The sequence below is a fragment of the Parasphingopyxis sp. CP4 genome (genome assembly GCF_013378055.1).
Lineage (GTDB): Bacteria > Pseudomonadota > Alphaproteobacteria > Sphingomonadales > Sphingomonadaceae > Parasphingopyxis.
The window spans coordinates 866,542-889,107 of sequence record NZ_CP051130.1 but is presented as its reverse complement, the minus strand read 5'-3'; the positions used below and the strand labels follow the sequence as shown (position 1 = coordinate 889,107).

Annotated in this window: 20 protein-coding genes; 9 read left to right on the top strand and 11 right to left on the bottom strand. The window is 57.4% G+C overall.

Annotation, left to right across the window (positions count from 1 at the left end):
• Positions 1 to 3 precede the first annotated feature (3 nt).
• Positions 4 to 882, bottom strand: a complete 879-nt coding sequence (locus HFP51_RS04210; RefSeq protein ID WP_176874515.1) for an alpha/beta fold hydrolase — start codon at positions 880 to 882, stop codon at positions 4 to 6.
• Positions 879 to 2,669 carry an aspartate--tRNA ligase gene (gene aspS / locus HFP51_RS04205; protein ID WP_176876531.1) on the bottom strand — a complete coding sequence of 597 codons (1,791 nt, stop codon included), beginning with the start codon at positions 2,667 to 2,669 and terminating at the stop codon, positions 879 to 881. The genes HFP51_RS04210 and aspS overlap by 4 nt, the downstream gene beginning before the upstream one ends.
• 140 nt (positions 2,670 to 2,809) lie before the next feature.
• Between aspS and HFP51_RS04200 the strand changes: the two genes are divergently transcribed.
• From HFP51_RS04200 to HFP51_RS04190, 3 genes are all read left to right on the top strand, one after another.
• Positions 2,810 to 3,370, top strand: coding sequence for a hypothetical protein (locus HFP51_RS04200; protein WP_176874514.1), 561 nt, complete (start codon positions 2,810 to 2,812; stop codon positions 3,368 to 3,370).
• Between the two features lie 75 nt (positions 3,371 to 3,445).
• Positions 3,446 to 4,627, top strand: coding sequence for a ribonuclease D (gene rnd, locus HFP51_RS04195; RefSeq protein WP_176874513.1), 1,182 nt, complete (start codon positions 3,446 to 3,448; stop codon positions 4,625 to 4,627).
• Between the two features lie 73 nt (positions 4,628 to 4,700).
• Positions 4,701 to 4,925 carry an I78 family peptidase inhibitor gene (locus HFP51_RS04190; RefSeq protein ID WP_255454846.1) on the top strand — a complete coding sequence of 75 codons (225 nt, stop codon included), beginning with the start codon at positions 4,701 to 4,703 and terminating at the stop codon, positions 4,923 to 4,925.
• A 3-nt stretch (positions 4,926 to 4,928) separates the two neighbouring features.
• On the opposite strand, the gene HFP51_RS04185 is transcribed toward HFP51_RS04190, so the two are convergent.
• The 4 genes from HFP51_RS04185 to HFP51_RS04170 are packed head-to-tail and all read right to left on the bottom strand — an operon-like array spanning position 4,929 to position 10,568.
• Complete coding sequence (locus tag HFP51_RS04185; RefSeq protein ID WP_176874511.1) at positions 4,929 to 6,440, bottom strand: Ppx/GppA family phosphatase; 1,512 nt, start codon at positions 6,438 to 6,440, stop codon at positions 4,929 to 4,931.
• A 43-nt stretch (positions 6,441 to 6,483) separates the two neighbouring features.
• Positions 6,484 to 8,655: an RNA degradosome polyphosphate kinase gene (locus tag HFP51_RS04180; protein ID WP_370462936.1), complete on the bottom strand. Its 2,172-nt coding sequence runs from the start codon at positions 8,653 to 8,655 to the stop codon at positions 6,484 to 6,486.
• A gap of 24 nt (positions 8,656 to 8,679) precedes the next feature.
• The gene (locus HFP51_RS04175) at positions 8,680 to 9,285 is read right to left on the bottom strand and encodes a DnaA/Hda family protein (protein WP_176874510.1); all 606 of its coding nucleotides are present in this window, start codon (positions 9,283 to 9,285) and stop codon (positions 8,680 to 8,682) included.
• Entirely contained in the window at positions 9,282 to 10,568 is a 1,287-nt protein-coding gene (locus HFP51_RS04170; RefSeq protein WP_176874509.1) for a heavy-metal-associated domain-containing protein, read from the bottom strand. Before HFP51_RS04170 ends, HFP51_RS04175 begins: the two co-directional genes overlap by 4 nt.
• A 62-nt stretch (positions 10,569 to 10,630) precedes the next feature.
• Here HFP51_RS04170 and purM point away from each other — a divergent pair, with 62 nt between their 5' ends.
• Positions 10,631 to 11,737, top strand: coding sequence for a phosphoribosylformylglycinamidine cyclo-ligase (purM, locus tag HFP51_RS04165; protein ID WP_176874508.1), 1,107 nt, complete (start codon positions 10,631 to 10,633; stop codon positions 11,735 to 11,737).
• Positions 11,730 to 12,692, top strand: coding sequence for a phosphoribosylglycinamide formyltransferase (gene purN / locus HFP51_RS04160; protein WP_176874507.1), 963 nt, complete (start codon positions 11,730 to 11,732; stop codon positions 12,690 to 12,692). Before purM ends, purN begins: the two co-directional genes overlap by 8 nt.
• A 1-nt stretch (position 12,693) precedes the next feature.
• Here purN and ndk read toward each other — a convergent pair whose 3' ends face one another.
• From ndk to HFP51_RS04145, 3 genes are all read right to left on the bottom strand, one after another.
• Positions 12,694 to 13,116 (bottom strand): nucleoside-diphosphate kinase, encoded by a 423-nt coding sequence (gene ndk / locus HFP51_RS04155; RefSeq protein ID WP_176874506.1) that lies wholly within the window; start codon positions 13,114 to 13,116, stop codon positions 12,694 to 12,696.
• 86 nt (positions 13,117 to 13,202) lie between these two features.
• Complete coding sequence (locus HFP51_RS04150; RefSeq protein WP_176874505.1) at positions 13,203 to 13,640, bottom strand: DNA polymerase III subunit chi; 438 nt, start codon at positions 13,638 to 13,640, stop codon at positions 13,203 to 13,205.
• Positions 13,641 to 13,649: 9 nt separating this feature from the next.
• Positions 13,650 to 15,119, bottom strand: coding sequence for a leucyl aminopeptidase (locus tag HFP51_RS04145; RefSeq protein WP_176876529.1), 1,470 nt, complete (start codon positions 15,117 to 15,119; stop codon positions 13,650 to 13,652).
• A gap of 142 nt (positions 15,120 to 15,261) precedes the next feature.
• Here HFP51_RS04145 and HFP51_RS04140 point away from each other — a divergent pair, with 142 nt between their 5' ends.
• The 4 genes from HFP51_RS04140 to rsmA all read left to right on the top strand — a co-directional run bounded on the left by HFP51_RS04140 (position 15,262) and on the right by rsmA (position 20,840).
• On the top strand, positions 15,262 to 17,544 hold the full coding sequence (locus HFP51_RS04140) for an LPS-assembly protein LptD (RefSeq protein ID WP_176874504.1): 2,283 nt from the start codon (positions 15,262 to 15,264) through the stop codon (positions 17,542 to 17,544).
• Positions 17,545 to 17,627: 83 nt separating this feature from the next.
• A complete protein-coding gene (locus HFP51_RS04135; protein ID WP_176874503.1) occupies positions 17,628 to 18,998 on the top strand; it encodes a peptidylprolyl isomerase in 1,371 nt (456 codons plus the stop codon).
• A gap of 13 nt (positions 18,999 to 19,011) precedes the next feature.
• A complete protein-coding gene (pdxA, locus tag HFP51_RS04130) occupies positions 19,012 to 20,016 on the top strand; it encodes a 4-hydroxythreonine-4-phosphate dehydrogenase PdxA (RefSeq protein WP_176874502.1) in 1,005 nt (334 codons plus the stop codon).
• Positions 20,013 to 20,840 (top strand): 16S rRNA (adenine(1518)-N(6)/adenine(1519)-N(6))-dimethyltransferase RsmA, encoded by an 828-nt coding sequence (gene rsmA / locus HFP51_RS04125; RefSeq protein WP_176874501.1) that lies wholly within the window; start codon positions 20,013 to 20,015, stop codon positions 20,838 to 20,840. Before pdxA ends, rsmA begins: the two co-directional genes overlap by 4 nt.
• Here rsmA and HFP51_RS04120 read toward each other — a convergent pair.
• Positions 20,837 to 21,349: a tetratricopeptide repeat protein gene (locus HFP51_RS04120; RefSeq protein WP_176874500.1), complete on the bottom strand. Its 513-nt coding sequence runs from the start codon at positions 21,347 to 21,349 to the stop codon at positions 20,837 to 20,839. The two genes, rsmA and HFP51_RS04120, sit on opposite strands and share 4 nt — an antisense overlap.
• Before the next feature lie 32 nt (positions 21,350 to 21,381).
• Positions 21,382 to 22,566: an RsmB/NOP family class I SAM-dependent RNA methyltransferase gene (locus tag HFP51_RS04115; RefSeq protein ID WP_176874499.1), complete on the bottom strand. Its 1,185-nt coding sequence runs from the start codon at positions 22,564 to 22,566 to the stop codon at positions 21,382 to 21,384.

Here is a 22,566-nt window from a genome sequence, read left to right as displayed (position 1 = left end):
GGGTTATGCGTCGGGCGAAAGCCCTGCAATATATCGCGCGATCCGCTTGGGATCCTGCATTGGCAAGAAATGCGTGAGCTCCGGCATGAAAACATCCGTGCCATTGGCAAATCGATCGGCCAGCCCCGGCCAGGTGGGCGAGCGTGTAAAATCGACGGCAGCGCCCCGTTCGCCGCGTGGCGCCCGTAATATTGTCACCGGCACGCTGATCTGATCAACCATTGGATAAGGATTGATTGAGCGCGAGCCGGTATAGATGGACGCCTCGAGAAAGGGCGGACAAGCAAGGTCAAACCCGTCCCCGTCATCCCGCGGCAGCAAGCCATAGCGGCAATAATCTTCGAGAACGTCTGGATCCCATACCGAATAGGAGGGATGATCCCTGAGTCGGTTGATCATCTGTTCCGGCGAATCCCAACGCGCTCGCCGCCGTGATACGGGATTTTCGGATGGATCCAGCTCGTCAAGCGGTGGCACGCCTTCATACAGCGAAGGCTCTATGATCACGGGGTCGATCAGCACCAGGCGTTTGAAGCGATCGCCCATTTGTCCCGCCAACTGGACCAGGCAATGTCCGCCCATCGAATGGCCGGCACCCACAATATCGCGCAAGTCCAGCCCTTCGATCAGGTCGCCAAGTGCCCGCGCATTCTCGCTCCAATCGATAATCATTTCCGGCTTGGCGCTGCGCCCATGCCCGCGATGATCGACTGCAATGATACGGTGATCGGATGGCAGCTCTGTCACCACCTGGTCCCAGCATCGCGCGTGAAAGCCGGTGGCGTGGAGCAGCAAGATCACCGGTCCGTCCGGGTTGCCCCATTCGAAATAGCAGAGGCGATTGTCTCCATCGCCGAAATAGGCCTCGGCTGGCGCGCTCATCCCTCTTTCGGCGGCTCCACGATACGCAAGCTGAGTTCGCGAAGCTGGCGCTGGCTGACATCGCTCGGCGCGTCCATCATCAGGTCTTCGGCCTTCTGGTTCATCGGGAACAGCACGACTTCGCGCAGATTGGGTTCGCCTGCAATGAGCATGACGATACGATCGATGCCCGGTGCCGAGCCACCATGCGGTGGGGCGCCGAACTTGAACGCATTGATCATACCCGAGAAATTCTCGTCGACTTCCTCGTTGGAATAGCCGGCAATCTCGAACGCCTTGTACATTATGTCAGGGCGATGGTTTCGAATGGCCCCGGATGAGAGCTCTACGCCGTTGCAGACGATATCATATTGCCAGGCGAGGATTTCGAGCGGATCTTTGTGTTCCAGTGCGTCCATCTCGCCTTGCGGCATTGAGAATGGGTTATGGCTGAAATCGATCTTCTTCAGTTCCTCGTCATATTCATACATTGGGAAATCGACGATCCAGCAGAATTTGAAGACATTCTCGTCGATCAGGCCAAGCTCTTCACCCAAACGTGTCCGCGCACCGCCAGCGAGGCGAACAGCTTCATTTTCCTTGCCGGCCGCGAAGAATACGCTGTCGGCTTCACCCAGGCCGAGTTCTTCGAGCAGCTTGGCGGTCTTTTCTTCACCATGATTCTTGGCGATCGGGCCTGAGGGAGCGCCCTCTTTGCGATTTATGTAACCGAGACCGGCAAACCCTTCGCCGCGTGCCCATTCGTTCAGCCCGTCGAACCAACGGCGACCGCGATCGCCGGTATTCGGTGCAGGAATGGCGCGAACCACGCCACCTGAACCGACTATGTTGGCGAACAGGCCAAAATCTGAGCCTTCGAAATGGCTGCTGACGTCCCGGATTTCGAGCGGGTTGCGCAGGTCCGGCTTGTCCGATCCATATTTGAGCATGGCTTCGGCAAAGGGAATGCGGACAAATTCAGGATCGACGGTGCGTCCCTTCCCGTCCCAATCGGCAAATTCTTCGAACACGCCGCGCAGCACAGGCTCGATCGCCTGGAAAACATCTTCCTGGGTGACGAAGCTCATTTCGAAATCGAGCTGGTAGAATTCACCCGGCGAACGATCGGCGCGCGCATCTTCGTCGCGGAAGCAGGGCGCGATCTGGAAATAGCGATCGAACCCCGCCACCATGATCAGCTGTTTGAACATCTGCGGTGCCTGGGGCAGCGCATAGAATTTCCCAGGATGCACCCGGCTAGGAACCAGATAGTCGCGTGCACCTTCGGGAGAAGATGCGGTGAGAATCGGAGTCTGGAACTCGGTGAAATTCTGATCGATCATCCGTTTGCGGATCGAAGAAATCACTTCCGAGCGCAGCAGGATATTCTTGTGCATGCTCTCCCGGCGCAGATCGAGATAGCGATATTTTAAACGGATATCCTCCGGGTAATCCGCTTCGCCGGCAACCGGCATAGGCAGTTCTTCCGCCGCGGACTGAACCTCGACGGATTCGGCGCGGATCTCGATTTCGCCGGTGTTGAGCTTTGCATTGATCAAATCATCGGACCGAGCGACGACCTTGCCGGTTACGGTGATTACTGATTCCGAGCGGAGACGCTCAAGGGTTGCAAAAGCCGGGCCATCTACCTCGGTGACAATCTGGGTGATACCGAAATTATCGCGCAGGTCGACAAAGACGAGATCGCCATGATCTCGCTTGCGATGGACCCAGCCTGACAGGCGGACATTTTCGCCGACATCCTGGCTACGAAGTTCGGAACAATTATGGGTGCGGTATGTGTGCATGGTCATGCGCGGCTCCATAGCGGAATCGGCTGACCGGGCAAGCTGTGAATTGTATTTGATCCGGCGCTCGTTTGACTCTGAATGTCGAACCCGTCTCTAATCAGCCCGGGTGGCATTCGCAGCCAAATGGGGGATTATCGATGAAGAAGATTGCGGCACAGGGCAGGTATCAGCGCATGCGCACCGTGAGACTGAGCGTTATCGGCGTTAGCTTAGCGGCGTCTGCGGCACTTGCTGCTTGTTCTGACAATTTGACTGCCGAGGAAGAAATCGCACAGATTGAAGCTGGGCGTGCTGCGACCGCAGAGGCTGAAGCGCGAGAGGCGGCAGAAGCCCTCGCTGCAGCTGGGCCAATGACATATGATCGTGCTGTCGAATGCGCAGCTACGGCGATGAATGTCTCAAATGTTTTCGATATCATCGCGCAAACCGACGCGGACAGCGATCCCGATCGTGCCGCTGATGCGCGGCAGAGCGCCGAGACGAATATCCAGCAGGCGCGCGAATTTGTCCGTCTGGCCGAGAGTCTCGGATCGGAGCCCGGAAAAGGACGAGATAATGAGGCGGTGATGGCAGATGTTGGCCGGATGGATTCTCAGATCCGCCAACGGGGCCGCGATGCGGAAGATTTCTTCGAATTTGCACGGCAGATCGCCCAAGAATCTGATCAGTGCGACAGGGAGTTTGCCGTTAACGAGTAGTGTTGCTGCACGGCTTTCCACAAGTTCCCGTGCGGTGACGGTGGCTCATTGCGCTGCTGCGCCTATGGTTCTCCCATGCAGATCCACCCGCTGATTACCGATAGCGATGCGCTTGCTGATCTTTGCGCACGGCTGTCCGCCGGAGACTTTGTCGCGGTCGATACTGAGTTTATGCGCGAAAGCACCTATTGGCCGGACTTGTGCCTGATCCAGATCGGAAATGCCGAGGAAGCAGCGGCCGTCGACCCCAAGGCCGATGATATCGATCTGGCGCCGCTTCTCGATATGCTGGTCGACAATGAAGATGTCCTCAAGGTTTTTCATGCCGGCGGGCAGGATGTGGAGATCGTCTACAATCTCACCAACAAGACACCGCACCCGATCTTCGATACCCAGATCGCCGCCATGGCGCTCGGGTTGGGAGAACAGATTGGTTATTCGAACCTGGTCGATGCATTGCTCGGCCATAGCCTCGATAAGGGCGCGCGCTTTACCGATTGGGCGCGCCGACCGCTCGATAAACGCCAGCTCGATTACGCGATTGGCGACGTCACTCATTTGGCAGAATTGTTTCCCAAGATGCTCGATCGCCTGAGAGAAACTGGGCGCGGTGCATGGATCAATGCCGAGATGGAACGACTGGCCGACCCGGCAAATTATGCAAATGAGCCCAGCGATAGTTGGAAGCGCGTTCGCATACAGAGCCGGAAAGCCGACGTGCTGGGCCGGCTGAAAGCAATTGCAGCCTGGCGTGAATGTGAAGCGCAGGACAAGAATTTACCGAGGGGTCGGCTCTTACGCGATGAGGCGTTGGCCGATATCGCATCGCATCCACCGAAAAATCAGAAGGCACTCGCCAAGATTCGTGGTTTGCCATCGAGCTGGGCTTCCAACGATATCGGCGCGCGCCTGATGCAGGTTGTTCAGCACGCCGAACCGTTGCCGGAAGATGAACTGCCGTCGCGGCGAAATCGTAAGCCCGGTCTTGGCAAGGAAGGGGCGTTGGTCGCAGATTTGCTTAAGCTGCTCTTGAAGATCAGATCGCGGGAAATCGGCGTGGCTTCGCGGTTGATTGCAAAGGCTGACGAGCTTGAGCAGCTGGCTGCTGGCGTGCGTGAAGACATACGATTGCTGGATGGATGGCGCTTTGAAGAATTCGGCCGTGACGCGTTAGACCTTGTCGAAGGCCGCGTTGCATTTGCCGTCCGCGACGGAAAATTGAAGGTAACGCATACGGAGGAAGAAGATGCGGAATAGGTTCGCAATTATGGCTGCAGGCAGCTTGCTGACTATGGCTTCTGGTTGCGCGACCTCAGGAGACAGTGAGCCTGTGGCGCCGCCGTTTGGAGCCACAACATGCAACGCAGATCCGGTCCAGGATCTTTTGGGACAGACTGCCAATCAGGAACTGGCTGCATCGGCCATGGTACGGAGCGGCGCGGAAACACTGCGCTGGATTCCACCCAATAGCGCTGTGACCATGGATTTTCGGCCAGAGCGCTTGAATATTTCCTTTGATGAGAACTCGATCGTTACGGACATCAACTGCGGCTAGGCATTAGCCCAGTAGCTGCATTTTCGATTCTCTGTCGAATGCATCAGCAAGTTGTCGATGCCGCTTGGCGACGGGCTGGCTGTAGAGCGCAGCATCTGAACGATCCAGGGACAGAACCAGAATATCATCGTCCAGGCTCACCCGGCTCTTTTCGAGTGGACCGGCGACACCGCCGCTCAGCCGCTGGCCAAAGCGCATGGCAAGCCCCCAACGGGCGGCTTGGGCCAGTTCTTTCTTGCTGCACAGATTGGCCAACTCCGGAACGACCCCAACTCCGCCGCCGAAATTCGTGAATAGCGCCTGTGCCAGTTTGCCACGTCCGTTGCTTTCTATACCGACCCAGTTGCCGTGCAGTGCCATTTCCAGTCCCCGTTCAGCGCGAAACTCTGGATGGGCGCGCCAGCCGGTATCCGCGAGGAGGCATGCTGCAAGGCGAATCCGCTGATCGGTTTCCGATTCATGGTCGAATAGCGGCGCAATCCAGCGATTCAACAAGTCTCCATGTTCCGGGAATCGGCCTTGCCGTTCCCCTTCTTCGCGGGTTGCCGCGATGAGCGGATCGATCTGGCGAGCATGGTTGTCGAGCCGCTCATAGAGCAAACCCTCGCGCAGGCCGTAAGCGGAGACGATCAGTTCTCCAATGCCGATCTGCTTGACCAGCTGGGATAGCATTGCCGCGCCATTGGGAAGATGCGGAATGCGTTGCGAAGCCATGGACGGGACGCAACTGAGCTTGTCTTTGTCGATCCGTGCGAGCAGTCGCACCAGCTTCGAAGCGCGTTCAGCTTGCATGGTATAATGATGAACGATCGGGAGCGGGAATTTGGTCCGCTGCATGTCAACGCGCGCCAGTGCACGCCATGACCCGCCGACCAGAAACAAGGGCTGCCCTTCGCACTTCTTGACCCAATCCGCGGATTTCAGTGCTTTCGATACGGTGCTTTTGAGCGCGCCCTTCTTGCCCGAGGCCCGCAGTTCGGCGACCCGCAGCACGCCCAACGGGAATGACGCGCATTCATGAACCTCGCCACCTTCGATCCGCGCAAGTTCCAGGCTGCCGCCGCCAAGATCACCGACCAGCCCTTCGGCATCCGGGATGGCCGATAAAACACCCATGGCCGCGAGGCGCGCTTCGTCTTGCCCAGACAGAAGCCGGACGTTCAGGCCGATACCCGCCAGTTGAGCAATGAAATCCTGGCCATTGCCTGCCTCACGCACTGCAGCTGTCGCGACGGCGCGCATATCGGTTACATTCATGGCCTTGGCGAGCGATTGGAACCGCCGCAAGATACCGAGCGCATCAGCGATAGCGTCATCCTTGAGAGCACCATTTTCGTCACGACGCGCACCGAGGCCGACCATCACCTTTTCGTTGAACAGAAAGGCTGGCAGCCGCCCATGGCCGTCAAACACGACCAGGCGGATGGAGTTCGAGCCGATATCGATAACCGCTGTACGTCCATCAACGGACGCGCTCGGGGTCTCCTCCGAACGGAAAAGGGATAGAACGGACATCGGGATTGGACTCTAGTCGGTGGGTTTGGCCCTGCAAACTGGCTTATCCACGCCGTTTGACGTGCAGCTTCTTCGGCATCGACCCCTGCTCGCTCAACGCCGCGCCACGCCCCGAAAGCGATGGGTTGGTCATAAAGTAGCGATGCAGGTTAAACGGCCGCTCGCCGGGGTCGATACGTTCATAGCTACCATCGGACTTGAGCTGCCAGCTCTGTTCATTGTCGATCAGATTTGCGACCATCACCTGATCGAGAATTTGGGCGTGCACCGTCGGATTCTCGATCGGCATCATATATTCGACCCGGCGATCGAAGTTACGCGGCATCCAGTCTGCGGAACTGATGAGTACATGCGCATTCTTGTTGGGTAGAGCAGCGCCATTACCGAAACAGGCAATGCGGCTATGCTCCAGAAACCGGCCAATTACCGAACGTACACGGATATTCTCCGACATGCCCGGAACGCCTGGTTTGAGGCAGCAAATCCCTCGAATGATAAGATCGACTTCGACACCTTCATTGCTAGCTTCATAGAGTTTTTCGATAATCGCCGGATCCACAAGAGAATTCATCTTGGCCCAGACCGCACCATCTTTGCCGGCACGGACATTTGCAATTTCAACATCGATCAACTTCATCAGGTCGTCCCGCATATCGCGCGGTGACATGGAGATAAGCTCGAGGCCTTCAGGCTGCACATAGCCGGTGATATAGTTGAACAGCTGCGCGGCATCGCGTCCTGCCCGTGGATCGGCGGTGAAAAAGCTCAGGTCGGTGTATATCTTGGCCGTAACCGGATGATAATTGCCTGTCCCAAAATGACAGTAGGTGCGATAGCCATCCTCTTCCTTGCGGACGACCATGGTAACCTTGGCGTGCGTTTTCCATTCGATGAAGCCATAGACAACCTGGACGCCGGCGCGCTCCAACGCGTTTGCCCAAAGAAGATTCTGTTCTTCATCGAAGCGCGCTTTTAGCTCGACGACCGCCGTTACCGATTTACCTGCTTCGGCTGCATCGATCAGTGCGCGTATTACCGCGGATTGTTTGCCCGCTCGATACAGTGTTTGTTTGATGGCGACGACGTCAGGATCTTCTGCCGCCTGCTTCAACAGCGCGACGACGACATCGAATGTTTCATAGGGGTGATGGACGACAATATCTTTGGTCTTGATTGCCGCAAAGCAGTCTCCGCCATGTTCCCGGATGCGTTCCGGAAATCGTGGATTGAAGGGTGGAAATTTCAAATCCGGGCGATCTTCGTCGACAAGTTGTTCGAGATCCGCCACGCCAAGGAATCCGCTCGATTCTGCTACTATCGCATCGTCGCCTCCCATTTCCCGCCGGATCAGATCTTCCATATCGCTGGGAATATCGGAATCCAGCTTGAGGCGGATTACGCGCCCGCGGCGGCGGCGTTTGATAGCGCTGCGGAAGTAGCGGACTAAATCTTCAGCTTCCTCTTCCACTTCGATGTCACTGTCGCGGATTATCCGGAATGCGCCCTGCCCAATCAGATCATAGCCGGGGAACAGGATATCGGTGAACCTTCTGATGATGGTTTCGATAGCGACGTAGCGGGCGGTTTCACCGGGAAGTCGCACAAAACGGGGGAGTGTCGTCGGGACCATCAGCAATTCGCGGATCGGTTCTCCATCCGCCTTGCGCTGGAGATCGAAGACCAGGCTGAAGCCCTTGTTGGGAATGAAGGGAAATGGATGCGCCGGGTCCAGCGCCTGCGGTGTCAGCACCGGAAAAATATGCTGTTGGAAATGGCTCGCCAGCCAGTTTTCCGTTTCGCCGACAATTTCCTCATCGGTCAGGACATGGATATCGGTGTCTGCCAGCGCAGCGCGTAATTCGGTCCAGACCAGCTGCTGCTCGTCCATCAATGCATTGGCGCGCGCGGATACTGCCGTCAGCTGTTGCCCGGGCGTCATTCCGTCCGCCGATCGCATTTCGACGCCCTGCAGCTGCTGCCCTTTCAATCCGGCAACCCGCACCATGAAAAACTCATCGAGATTATTGCCGGAGATCGACAGGAAGCGCAGCCGCTCAAGCAGTGGATGCGCTGTATTGCGCGCCTCTTCCAACACCCGTTCGTTGAAGCCGAGCCAACTCAGCTCGCGATTGAAATAGCGATCTTCTGTTCCCGGCTCCGCTTCGGTCTCGCGCGAGAAATCCTCGGTAATATGTTCCGGATTATAGTCGTCCACGCGGACCTTCTAGCCTGTCGAACGTTACAGGTCGATGAAACCGAGCTCCGCCATCACTTCGCGCGCCAGATTGACGGTGATCCTGCGGCCCTGCTCATAGGCGTGACGATCCAACAACTGGATGGTGTGCGCCAATGCCGCATGGCTGCGATCCATCCGTTTCAGAAGATAATCGATCACATTTTGAGGCATTGCGAGGCCCCGCTCCGAGAAATGATGCTGGAAACGCGCTTCGATTAGCCGATCACTGGGCTCTTCAATCCTAATCTTGGGCGTTGCCGCGATCCGGGTCTGGAGATCGGGAAGCGCTATTTCCCAGCGCGGCGGCGGCTCATCGGCAACGATCAGCAAGGGTTTTTGCGTTGCTTGCGCCGCATTCCAGGCATGGAACAAGGCTTCTTCGTCGCTCAGATCCGCATCATCGATTACCTGCCCGCCGCTTTTTCGCGCGAACAGCTTTGCCAGCGTGGATCGCCCGGATTTGCGCGGCCCGGTCAGCAGGCTGATATGGACCGGCCAGAGCGTCCAGCTGTCGAGATGACGGACGGCATCCGCATTGCTTTCATCAACAATGAATCCAGTCGGATCGCCTGTTTCAGGCCAATCCAGTGGCAATGTAATTTGGCTCATTCGCCGTCTGGGGTGGCCGCAGGCTGGGATCCACCCTGGCTGATACGCAAAGTCCCTGCCCCACGCTGAACCTGGAAACCACGGGCAGACAGGGCGGACGCGAGCGTATCGAGATCGCCGATATAGTTGATTTCCATCAGCGACACGCCGCCAATTGCAAGGCTCGAAGTTGTTGCACCGCGCACGCCCGGTGTTCCGCGGACCGTCGCTTCACTGGACCGGACCGCATTGGCGTCCGGCGTAACCACCTGGATGGTGTAGCGACCGGTCGCTGTATTTTCGACAGTATTGGTTGGCACTTCGACGGGACGATTAACCGAAACGGCTACGCTGCCCTCCAGTTCATCAAGCGCCTCTTCAAGCGCCTCTTCATCAAGCCCAAACTCAAAGTTTAGCGATGGATCGGGCCGCAGGCGCCCGTCTTCCAATGCAGCCGCATACGCCGCATCAATCCTCCGCACACCTTCATCGAGCAATTGATCGAGACTGTTCGGGCTGCGGACTCGGAGCGAGAATTGGGCGATCTTTGTCCGGTCGGGGCCATGATAGGCAACAAAGCGGCCATAAACGGGGCCACCGGGATAGGCATATTGCAGATGGACCACCGGAACCACGACATCGGCTGCGCCATAGGAATCGAGCAAGAAGCGCCACCAGCCACGGCCCGGCCGATTGGTTTGTCCTACGGTCAGCAGCAGCGGCGTCGGACCAGTGCCACTCGCACGGACATAGTCGATCGGGCTCTCGCCGGATCGATAGCGAAGCCATGCGCGCTCCCAAGGTGTACGATCTTCAAAGCTGAGCGGAGTATTTCCGACCCACTGTACGGGCAGGACCAGCATTGGCGGTGATCGACGGATGATACCGGATACACCCAGATAGCGACTCACCCGAGCGCGATCGAACATCACACCCAGTCGTGCAACATAGCGGCGCGGGCCGATCTGTTCTTCTTCGACGATGATTCCCGTAACGACCGCGCTCAATGACGAATCGCTGAGATTCGGAGCGCGCGATGCAGGACCTCCATTGACCCGCGCATAGAGCATCCGCCAGCCTTCGCGCTGGGCCTGCTCCCATGCATTACGGCGGGCATCCTCGGCATTTTCACCCGATGCATCGACAAGAATCCCCGTAACTTCGTAGCTTGCGCGTGCATCAAAGCCGAAATCGCGCGCATTTTCGCGGGTCGGTTGCTGCTGCGCCAACACGACGCCTGCGGCGCCCATAACGAGCAGCGCGATGGCCAAAGCGACAATAAGATTTCGGGTTATGAACTGCATTGTGGGCCTTTTGACGTCTTGGACGTGGAAATCCAAGAGCGATGTGGCTAGTCGCTATAAATATGAACGCCAAGCGAAATTCACCTGAGCCCTATAGCTACGACAAAGCCGGCGTGTCGATCGCCGCCGGCAATGCACTGGTCAAGGCCATTGCTCCCCTGGCGAGAGCGACTGCGCGTCCCGGCGCGGATGCCGATCTAGGCGGTTTTGGCGGGTTCTTTGATCCCAAGGCGGCCGGCTATTCCGATCCGTTGCTTGTGGCGGCCAATGACGGGGTCGGCACGAAGGTGAAACTGGCCATCGATTTTGATCGCCATGACCGGATCGGCATCGATCTTGTCGCAATGTGCGTCAATGATCTGATTGTTCAGGGTGCTGAACCACTTTTCTTTCTCGATTATTTTGCAACTGGAAAACTGGACAATGGCGTTGCCGAGCGGGTCGTTGCCGGGATTGCCGATGGCTGCACAGAATCGGGCTGTGCGCTAATCGGAGGTGAAACCGCCGAGATGCCGGGAATGTATGCCGATGGCGATTATGATTTAGCCGGGTTTTGTGTTGGTGCGGTTGAACGCGGAGAAGCGCTTACTGGCACGGACGTGGAGGCTGGCGATCTGATCCTGGGTCTTGGGTCTTCCGGAGTGCATTCGAACGGATTTTCGTTGGTACGCAGATTGGCAGCTGACAAGGAGTGGAAGCTCGACCGTCCTGCTCCGTTCGATCAAGAACATTTGCTCGTCGATACGCTGATCGAGCCGACGCGAATCTATGTAAAATCCCTGTTACCGCTGGTCCGCGCCGGCAAGATTAAGGCGCTCGCTCATATTACGGGCGGCGGATTGCTCGAAAATATTCCGCGGGTCCTGGGTGATGCGCATCATGCGCATGTCGATGCATCCGCATGGCCACAACCGGCTTTGATGGGGTTCTTGCAAGGCCAGGGAAATATCGAGCCGGAAGAAATGGCGCGCACATTCAATTGCGGAATCGGCATGATTTTGATCGTTCATCCTGATCTCGCTGCTTCTGTCACAGACGCGCTAATAGCTGCCGGTGAAACAGTGCATCAGATTGGTCGGATCGAAAATGGCGAGAAAGGCTGCACCGTGTCGGGTACAGCAGCCGATTGGTCGGCACTCGCCGACTGGAGCGCAACGCATAATGGCTAAGCGCGCCCGCGTTGCCATTCTCATTTCCGGACGCGGAAGCAATATGGCTGCATTACTCTATGCGGCGAAACGCCAAGGCTGTCCTTATAAGGTGGTTCTTGTCGCGTCCAATGATCCAGATGCGCGGGGATTGGCCGTGGCTGCGGCCGAAAACATTCCGACATTTTCCCACAGCCATAAGGGTATGGAACGCGAGGAATTCGATGCCCTGATCCATGACGCCTTGCGCGAAGCGGACGCGGATTATGTCGTGCTCGCCGGATATATGCGGATATTATCGTCAGGATTTGTCGAAAAATGGGAAGGTCGGATGCTCAATATCCACCCCTCGCTGCTCCCAAAATATAAGGGGCTTGATACCTATCAGCGGGCGATCGATGCGGGCGATACGGTGTCGGGTTGTTCGGTGCATCTTGTAACGCCGACGCTGGATGATGGCCCGGTTCTTGGGCAGACAGAAGTTGCGATCCTGGCCGATGATACGCCGGAAAAACTGGCGACCCGGATCCGGATTGCCGAGCACCAGCTCTATGTTCGCGTGCTGGAAGATCTGGTCAGTCGCGAACTCGATCCGGATTGGCTGGTTGGCAAAGTGAATCAGCTGGCGCTCGAGTTACCACAAACCCATGCCAAAACATCGCACGGGTCACCCGGGTGGCGCGTCGGAACCGAAAAGAGCGGGAAATTCTTCGCCTATGTCTCGGTCCATCATCATGGCGAGGATGCCGTGGCACTGCTGGTCAAGACCAGCGGAACAGACGAACAGGCTGCACTTATCGAGGCTGAACCCGATATCTATTATCGCCCGGCCTATTATGGCGCGTCAGGTTGGATCGCGGTTCGCCTGGATACGGGCGCCGTCGATTGGGATCATATTGCCAGTTGGCTAAGAAAGAGCTGGAGCTTCGTCGCGCCGAAAAAGCTCCAGCCTCTCGTTGAATTTTTGGGCGACTAGTTTAGCCGACAAGCTCATCTTCATTGAAGAAAAAGGCGATTTCGATCGCGGCATTTTCATCGCTGTCAGAACCATGCACCGAATTGGCTTCGATCGATTCCGCATAGGTCTTGCGGATCGTGCCTTCGTCGGCGTCGGCCGGGTTGGTAGCGCCCATGATTTTGCGATTGCGAATGACAGCGTCTTCGCCTTCAAGAACCTGCACGACAACCGGACCGGACGTCATGAAAGCAACGAGATCACCGAAAAAGGGGCGTTCCTTGTGGACTGCGTAAAAACCTTCTGCCTGTTCCTGGGTCATCTGAATGCGCTTGGAAGCAACAACGCGAAGGTCGGCCTCTTCCAGCATTTTAGTGACGGCGCCGGTCAGATTGCGGCGAGTGGCGTCGGGTTTGATGATTGAGAATGTGCGTGTCGCGGCCATGATGGGCTGAACTCCGATAGATTGGTTGGGGAATTTGCCGCCCGCTTAGTGCCTCGGTGCGAGTGGCGCAAGTATTTGCGGGCTGTTTAGGGCCCCTGCCGCCAGCGCCCGCCTTCCTGTTTCCAGTAGCGCGGTTCGACATCGTCTTGTTGGCTTAGCACTTTCCAGGCTTGGCGCGCCTCGTCGATTTGATCATCATCGAATAAGTAGAAAACCCGCTCGAAGGAGAGTGTTTCGTCCCGCCACTTACCGTCTGCAATCAGCGCAAATTTCGCGCCGTTTGCGGCAGACGGAGTATTCGATAACAGCACGGGTTGGCCTTCTGACCCCGGATCGCTTGCCTTGCCATGCGGCAGAAATGCGGTGGAGTCATAGGCCCAAAGCGCTTCGTTCAGCTTTGAAATCAGCATATCCTCGTCTGCGACGATCAGCATTTTTTCATTATTTTCGAGCGTCTTGGCTGCCAGCAATGGAACAGTTTTTTCGATCGGCGTGCCGGCCAGTTGATAGAAGTCGACCTGCACGCTGAACGATTACCCTTCGAAATTGTCGGCGATGAACCGATCGAGCAGCCGCACGCCATAGCCGGTCGCGCCCTTCGCCCAGAGCTGTGAATTGGTCTTCATCCAGACCGTCCCGGCAATATCGAGATGCGCCCATTTGACGCCGTCCTGGACAAACCGTTGCAGATATTGGGCCGCAGTAATCGATCCGGCTTCGCGCGGGCCGACATTCTTGATGTCTGCAATCGGCGAATCGATGAGCTTGTCATACGCTTTGCCGAGCGGCAGTCGCCACAGCTTGTCTCCGCTGGCGCTGCCCGCGTCGAGAAGCTGGTTGGCGAGTCCATCGTCATTGGAGAAGCAGCCGGCATGGTCATGGCCGAGCGCAATGATCATCGCGCCCGTGAGCGTGGCGAGATCGACCATCACCTCAGGCGAATAATTTTCCTGCACCCAGTGCATCGCATCGCACAGGACGAGACGGCCTTCCGCGTCCGTGTTCAGGACTTCGACTGTCTGGCCCGACATTGTCGTCACGATATCGCTTGGGCGCTGGGCATTGCTTGACGGCATGTTTTCAACCAGCCCGCATACGCCGACAACATGCGCGTTGGCTTTGCGGCCTGCCAGCGCGCGCATGGCGCCAGCAACGGCTGCTGCGCCACCCATGTCGAACTTCATGTCTTCCATACCGGGACCCGGTTTCAGCGAGATACCGCCGGTATCGAAGGTTACGCCCTTGCCAACAAAAGCGACCGGTTTTTCCTGGGTGCCATCGGTGCCGTCCCATCGCATGACCAGCAATTTGGGAGGCTGGGCCGAGCCTTGGGACACGCCGAGCAGCGCGCCCATGCCGAGTTCCGCCATTTCATCGCCATCGAGGACCTCGATCGACACGCCGAGATCAGCAAGCGGCCGGCAGCGTTCGACAAATCCTTGGGGGTGGATGACATTGGGCGGTTCTGTCACCAGTTCACGGGCCAGTGCGATACCGGCATAAACTGCCTGGAAGCGATCCCAGCCCTGCGCTTCATCGTCACCGCCAACCACGGAAAGCCCGGAAACTGTCGGTTTCGACTTCGCCGGCTGTTTTGTCCGGTACGTGCCGAGCGTCCAGCCGCGTTGGAGTGCGCCAAAGGCCATTCGCGATCCGGCGGTGTCGTCATCGCTCGTGCGCGCATCAAAGGTCAGGCTGGTTTCGCCGGACGCCTGGAGTTTGGCCATTGCCGTGCCGCCCGCTTTTTCAAGGGACTCGCCATCATCGCCATTGCCGGTTCCGACCAGCACATAGCGCCGGGCGGATTCTCCGTTGTCACCGAAAACTTCGACTATCCCGCCAAGATCGCCTTCGAAACGGCTTGCTTCGGCGGCCCGCGCGAGGGCCGTGCCGACGCTTCCATCAAGATTTGCTGTGGCAGCGCTGATCGCCTGGCCCTTGCTGATCGGCAGGACCACCGCAGACGAGTCTTCAGGAACGGATGAAACGAATGTGACGGGAATGGAAATCGTTATTCTCCTGCCGCTATGAGGGTGGAATGAGTTTCTTATCCGATAGACGAGCGTTCATGCTCTGGCAAAGGCGATTGCAGCATTGCACACAGAGTGCGATAGGCCGCGCGGAAGGTCCGCATACTGACCGGTGATGAATTTGAAGCGTAATCCCATTCTCAGCCTTGGCGTGCTGCCTGTCCTCCTGTCCGTTACGGGCACGGCTGCCTATGCACAGGGCGACGCTCCGAATGCATTTGAAGCGATGATACCGGCGGTTGAGTTTACCGACCTGGAACTGCCGCCTCTCGCCTCCCCGCAAAATCCCGAAGAGATCGCGTTCAGCGCGCAGACCGTCGAATATGACGGCGAGGCCGATACCGTCATCGCCATCGGCGACGTGCAGATGGTTCGCGAAGGCGCGCGCTTGCGTGCAGATCGCGTCGTTTGGGACCGCCGAACCGGAGCAATTGAGGCGAGCGGAAATGTCGCCATTCGATCGGCCCGCGGTGAAACAGCCTATGCCGACACCGCTTCCCTGACCGACACTTTGCGCGATGCGATGGTCGAAAATCTGCTGATTGTCCTTGAAAATGGCGGCAGATTGGCAGCCCGTGAAGGCAATCGGGTGAATGGCGTCTCAACACTCAACGCGGCGGCCTACACGCCCTATCGAGCTGTCGATTATGATGGCGAGCCCCGCGATCCGAGCTGGCGGATCACTGCCGCACGCATTGTCCACGATCCGGCAACCAACCGGATACGCTACAGCAACGCCAGGTTTGAGTTATTCGGCGTCACGATAATGGCGCTGCCCGCATTTTCGCATCCCGATGGTTCTGCCGGTGGCGCGAGTGGTTTCCTGGTGCCCGATTTCCGGCTCAGTCGCAGCAATGGCCTGGAAATCGGCGTACCCTATTATCTGCAGATCGCCCGCAATCGCGATCTCACCATCACGCCACGTTTCTATACCGAAGTCTTGCCGTCTGTTTCTGCCAATTACCGCAATCTAGCAGCCGAAGGCGCGTTCCAGATTGGCGGTATGGTGACCTATGGCACGCGCCGTGACCCGCTGCCTGGCGGCGGTTTCACTAACAACGGGAACAAGGACGTCCGTGGCTATATTGAGGGTAATGGTCGATTCCAATTTACCCCCAATTGGAGCATTAGTGGCTCCGGTCGTCTCACCACGGATGACACATTTCTGCGCCGCTATGACATTTCTCGCGACGATCGCCTGCGGTCCACGATTGCTGCTGAGCGCGTCGGCGAAAACAGCTATTTCTCACTCGCCGGTTGGGCCGTTCAGGACCTTCGCGTTACCTCCGATGCTGGTCAGCAACCGCTGGTCCTGCCCGTGGTCGATTATCGTTTGCGGATGAATGAAGACATTGTCGGCGGCACCATTCGCCTACAGGCGAATACACTCGGCATTATCCGAACTGACGGTCAGGATACGCAACGTGCCTTTGCCAGCGCGGAATGGAGCCTCAGCCGCATTACAACAATGGGCCAGCAGGTTACGCTAACCGCGCTTGTTCGAGGCGACGCTTATCATTCGGACGAGAATATCGACACGGTTACCAGCATCTATCGCGGCGAAGACGGATGGCAGTTTCGCGGTATCGGCGCTGTCGCGGCTGACTTTGCATGGCCATTTGTCGGGGAAATGTTTGGCGGTGTGCAGCGTTTTACTCCCCGCGTTCAGTTTGTTGCGACCCCGCCGTTATCCAATCTTGAGGTCCCGAACGAAGATTCGCGATCGATAGAATTGGAAAACGCAAATGTATTCTCGATCAACCGTTTTCCGGGATATGACCGATTCGAGGATGGGGCGCGGATCACCTATGGCGGTGAATATGCACTCGATTTGCCCGGTTTTTCACTTCGCACCAGTCTTGCCCAGAGCTATCGACTGAACCGAGAACCAACTTTGTTTCCCAGCGGCACCGGGCTGGCATCGCGTTTCTCCGACTTTGTGGGTCGAACCGAGATCCGATACGGGAGATTCTTGGCCCTCACTCACAGATTTCGGATCGACAAGGACAATGCGGAGTTGCGACGCAATGAAATCGATTTCACCATCGGTTCGCGCACAACCTACGCGGAAATTGGGTATTTGCGGCTCAATCGCGACATCACTTTCAATGTTGAAGATCTCCGCGATCGCGAGGAATTGCGAAGTTCTGCACGCGTCGCAATTGGCAATTATTGGTCCCTATTCGGGTCTGCGGTCATCGATTTAACGAGCGCGGAGGAAGATCCGGTCTCGCAATCAGACGGCTTCGAGCCGGTCCGAACCCGCCTTGGTTTTGGATATTCGGATGAGGGTCTGGAGTTCGGCTTCACCTGGCGGCGCGACTATGATGATACCGGTGATGCGCGCCGCGGGAACACATTTCTCGTACGCTTTGCCTTAACCAATTTGGGCCGCTAAGCTGTGGTTAACGGACAATCGTTCTTAAAGAGGCCGATTCATGGTCGCCATGAGCCTCTGCAGATATAGGATTCTTTACTCTAATGCGTGAAAAAATTTGGGGGCGTGGAATGCGCCGATCCTTCAAGATATTCGCAGCCGCAAGCATCGTCGCGCTTTCGCCGTCAGCCGCTTTTGCGCAGACTGCGGACGATATCATGGCGAATACGGCTGCACAGCTTGATTTGCCGACTGATATCACTGTTTTCGGAGAGCGGGATCCGAATATCCGCACGCCAACCGCAATTGTGAATGGCGAAATCGTGACACGGACGGATGTCGAACATCGCATCAACCTGTTCCTCGCCGCGAACAATGCTGCGCAGATTAGTGCAGAAGAACGACAGCGCTTGCGGATGCAGATTGTTCGCAATCTGATCGACGAAACGCTTCAAATCCAGGAAGCGCGTGCGAATGATATTTTGATTCCGAGGGCCGATATAGATCAAACCTTTGCGTCAGTTGCGCAACGCTCCGCAGCAACGCCGGAAGAATTTGGCGCCTTTCTGCGCACGCAGGGAAGCTCTGATCGATCGATGAGGCGCCAGATTGAAGGTGAATTGGCCTGGCGACGGGTCTTGAGCCGCTATGTAAATCCCTTTGTCGGCGTCAGCGAATCCGAAGTGCAGGAAATTGTCGAGCGGTTGGAATCGAATCGCGGGCAGACCGAATATCGGATTGCCGAAATCTATCTCCCAGCTCGCCCTGACAATCAGGCTGATGTCCAAGCAGGTGCAATGCGGATCTTGCAGCAAATCAGCAGCGGCGGATCGTTCCAAGCTTATGCGCGTCAATTCTCGCAGGCATCAACCGCCGCGGTTGGCGGGGATCTTGGGTGGTTGCGGCCGGGCCAACTCCCGCCGGAACTGGCAGCGGTTGTAACGCAGATGCCCGTCGGTGGTGTCAGTCAGCCAATCCCCATTCCTGGTGGATTTTCGATCATCGCGCTCATTGACCAGCGTCAGATTCTCGTCGGCAATCCGCGTGATGCCATATTGAGTCTCACTCAAATCACGCTCAGTTTCCCGCCAGGTACCGTTCGGGAAACGGCAGAACCGCGCATTGAGGCTCTTGCATCGGCAACGCAGGCCGGCGGTGGTTGCGGCGTTGCACCGTCAATCGCCGAGGAACTTGGCGGTGATATTGTTCAGAATGACGGCGTTCGCCTGGGCGATCTTCCAGAAGTTCTCCAACAGAATCTTACAAATCTGCAAGTAGGCCAGTCGACGCCACCATTTGGTTCGTTGCAAGATGGCGTACGAGTCCTCGTGCTGTGCGGTCGCGATGATCCGCCAGCCAGTGCCGAGCCGGACGCCGAAGTCATACTCAACCGCCTTGAGCAAGAACGGGCCGATCGCCGTGCTCGACGCTATTTGCGCGATCTCAGGCGTGACGCTGTGATCGAGTATCGCTGAGTTTGGCCGGCAAATGACCCCAATAGCCGTATCTCTAGGTGATCCTGCAGGTATCGGCCCGGAAATCACGGGAAAGAGTTGGGACGCGCGGGCAACTTATGGCCTTAGTCCCTTCTTTGCGGTGGGCGATCCAGGCGCGCTGCGTGCCGTTTGGGAAGGCCCATTTGAAATAATTGATTCGCCGGACCAGGCCACTGAAATATTTGATCGCGCGTTGCCGCTGTTTCCGGTTGAAAGCAGCGAGACGGCCAAGCCCGGCTTTCCCACCGCTGATAGCGCTCGCTGTGCGCTCGATTCATTGGAACTGGCCGTTGGACTTGCGCGATCGGGCACGGCGTTGGCGGTCGTAACTGGGCCGGTATCCAAGGCACGGCTTTATGATATCGGCTTCTCTCACGCCGGTCAGACCGAATTTGTGGCTGAGCGATGCGGCGTCTCTCGTGAAAATGCAGCAATGATGTTGGCCGGGCCGAGCCTCAAGGTTGTGCCGATTACCACCCATATTCCTTTGCGCGATGTTCCAGAGGTGGTTTCAATTGACCTGATCGTGACCAAGGGCCGTGCGGCAGCGCGTGGCATGACTCGCAATTTCGGAATCGAGAATCCGCGCCTCGCATTTGCAGGACTCAATCCGCATGCTGGCGAATTTGGTGCTTTGGGTCGGGAAGAAATCGACTTCCTCGAACCCGCACTCGAGCTATTGCGCGACGAAGGAATTGACGCACAAGGTCCGTTTGCCGCCGACACGATGTTCCACGAAGCGGCGCGCAAGACCTATGATGTCGCGCTTTGCCTTTATCATGACCAGGCTCTTATTCCCCTCAAAACACTGCATTTTGATGAAGGTGTAAACCTGACACTCGGCTTGCCAATCGTGCGCACGTCACCCGATCACGGCACGGCTTTTGAGATTGCCGGCAAGGCGAAAGCCCATCCGGGCGCGACGATCGCTGCGATTAGCCTGGCTGCATTTTGTGCCAATCAAAGAATGCAGCGCGAAGGCAGCGTGGCTGCGTGACGGCTTTGCCCCCGTTGCGCGATGTGATTGCGCGCCATGGCCTGAGTGCCAACAAGGCGCTCGGCCAAAACTTCCTTCTCGATAGCCAGTTGCTCGACAAGATTGCGCGCGTGCCTGGATTGTCGCCCGGTGACACCGTTTATGAAGTGGGACCGGGCCCTGGCGGCCTAACCCGCGCTCTGCTGGGGGCTGGCGCCAAAGTAGTAGCTGTCGAGCGCGACGAACGTTGCATTGCGGCGCTTGATGAGTTGGACCCGCTATTCCCAAACATGCTTACCGTCATCGAAGGCGATGCAATCAAGGTAGACGAGCGTGAAATTGGTGCGGATGACGGGCACATCGTCGCAAATCTGCCGTACAATGTGGGAACCGCCCTATTGGTTCGATGGCTAACCCTCGAAAGCTGGCCGCCATGGTGGCGATCACTGACCTTGATGTTTCAAGAAGAAGTGGCCCAGCGGATTGTCGCCAAGCCGTCCACGCCTGCTTATGGCCGTTTGTCCGTGCTCGCTCAGTGGCGATCAGCGGCTGAAATTGCCGTCAAAGTGCACCGATCGGCGTTTGTACCGCCACCAAAGGTTATGTCGGCAGTTGTCCATATCAAACCGAGCGCTGCACCAGCCAATGTCAGCGCAGCTACTATTGGCGCGCTCACCCAAGCTGCATTTGGAAAGCGCCGAAAAATGCTGAGACAAAGTCTGAAAACCCTGCCGCATGCAATTGATGCTCTGGAAGAAACGCAGATAGATCCGACCCGGCGGGCGGAAACGCTGTCGGTGGCGGATTTTGTGGCTCTGGCGGCCGTTATTGAGGCCCGTTCCTAGGGTGTTACGGCGTCTTCAGCCTCTGGAACGGCTTCCTGTGCGGCCATTTGCGCCGCTGGAGGACCCGCCGCAATGGCCGCTGAAAGTTCGGTAGCAGGGGCACATTCGGTTTCGCAGAGAGCTTCGATCCGTACCAGATTGCGCCGGGCCCGTTCGACAGCGCCACGGCGTACCAGAACCTGGCCCTGGCCAGACAAGGCGTTGAGATCATTAGGATCAATAGTCAACGCTTCACGATAATAGCGGATGGCTTTCCCTGGAAGCTCCTGGGCAACAGCAATTTCCGCAAGGGCAATGAAACCGTCCCGATTGCGCGGATCGACCGCGAGACCGCTCTCAACCAGCTGCGATGCGCGAGCGCTATCGCCCTCAGCTAGGGCGGCGCGGCCTTCAGCCACCAGAGAAATCGAGCGCGGATTGATGTCATCGTCGGTCCGTTGGCCGTGAACACTGCTTGAAACTGTCGCAAGTGTCAGTGAGATGGCAATGGCAAGCGGCGATAGGCGCATGATAAGCTCCGTTACAGTTTCTTCGCGGTCCTCTAGCATGACCTTTGCAGCCTTGCGAAGAAAAACCCGTCTGTGTCGTTTCGCGCTGGCGTGAGCAGAAATCCATCACCAGCGGCAGTCCCAACAGTGTTAGCAGGGGCAACCTTGCTGAATTCGGAACAAGTTTGCAGGAATTTGCGAATTTGCCCGTCTCCTTCTTGCGCCAGCAACGAACAGACGATGTAGACCAGATAACCACCCGGTTTTACAAGGGGAGCGGCTATTTCCAGCAGCTTGGCTTGCGTATCGGCATATCGCTCCAGTGCCTTTTCCGACATCCGCCAGCGTGCCTCCGGGTTGCGCCGCCATGTGCCAGTCCCGCTACACGGTGCATCGACAAGGAGCAGATCAGCGTTGCCATCAAGATCTGCGAGCATAGCGGCTTCTTTGCCAGGATTGAGCAAGCGTGGTTCGATATTGGTCTTGCCGCTGCGTTGGGCGCGAGGTTCGAGCCGCGAGAGGCGTTTGCGATCGATATCGCACGCGATGAGGCGCCCTTCGCCGTCCATATGCTCATGCAGGGCGAGCGTCTTGCCGCCGGCACCTGCGCACAGATCGATGATCGTCATGCCCGGCTCGGCCTCGCAACAATCAACGATATGCTGGCTGCCCTCATCCTGAATGTCGACTGATCCGTCCTGCCACAGCGCGTGTTGCTCGATCGGATAGCCTTGCGGCAGGCGGACGGCGGAGCGACTTATTTTCCCCGGCTCCGCGCCATCAATGGCCTGCACCACGCTCTTTCGGTCTGTTCGGGATAGATTGACGCGAATGTCGAGCGGCGCGCGCCCGGACAGGCTCTCAACGTCTGCATCGTCGACAGTGTCAGAGAATTTGTCCCGCAACCATGGCGGAATTTCAGTGGGCAGCGAGCCAACTTCGTTACTCGCCAACCGCGCGGGGCCATGCTGCGAACCATCGAAATGCTCCCGCAACTCCGGTTCATCCTGGGTCAGTCCAACCAGTGCTGCCCGACCATTGTGCGGCGCGCTGCCATAGCGGCGGATCGCGCGATAGACGAGATCGCGCACCGCCCGCCGATCCTTAGAGCCCGCATAGCGGCGTTCCCGAAAATAGCGTTTGATGAGCGTGTCCGCCGCTGCCCCATTATTATGGGACGCCGCAATGATCGCATCGAGCAACTCAATTGCCGCCTGGATGCGCGCGGCCGGAGTCAT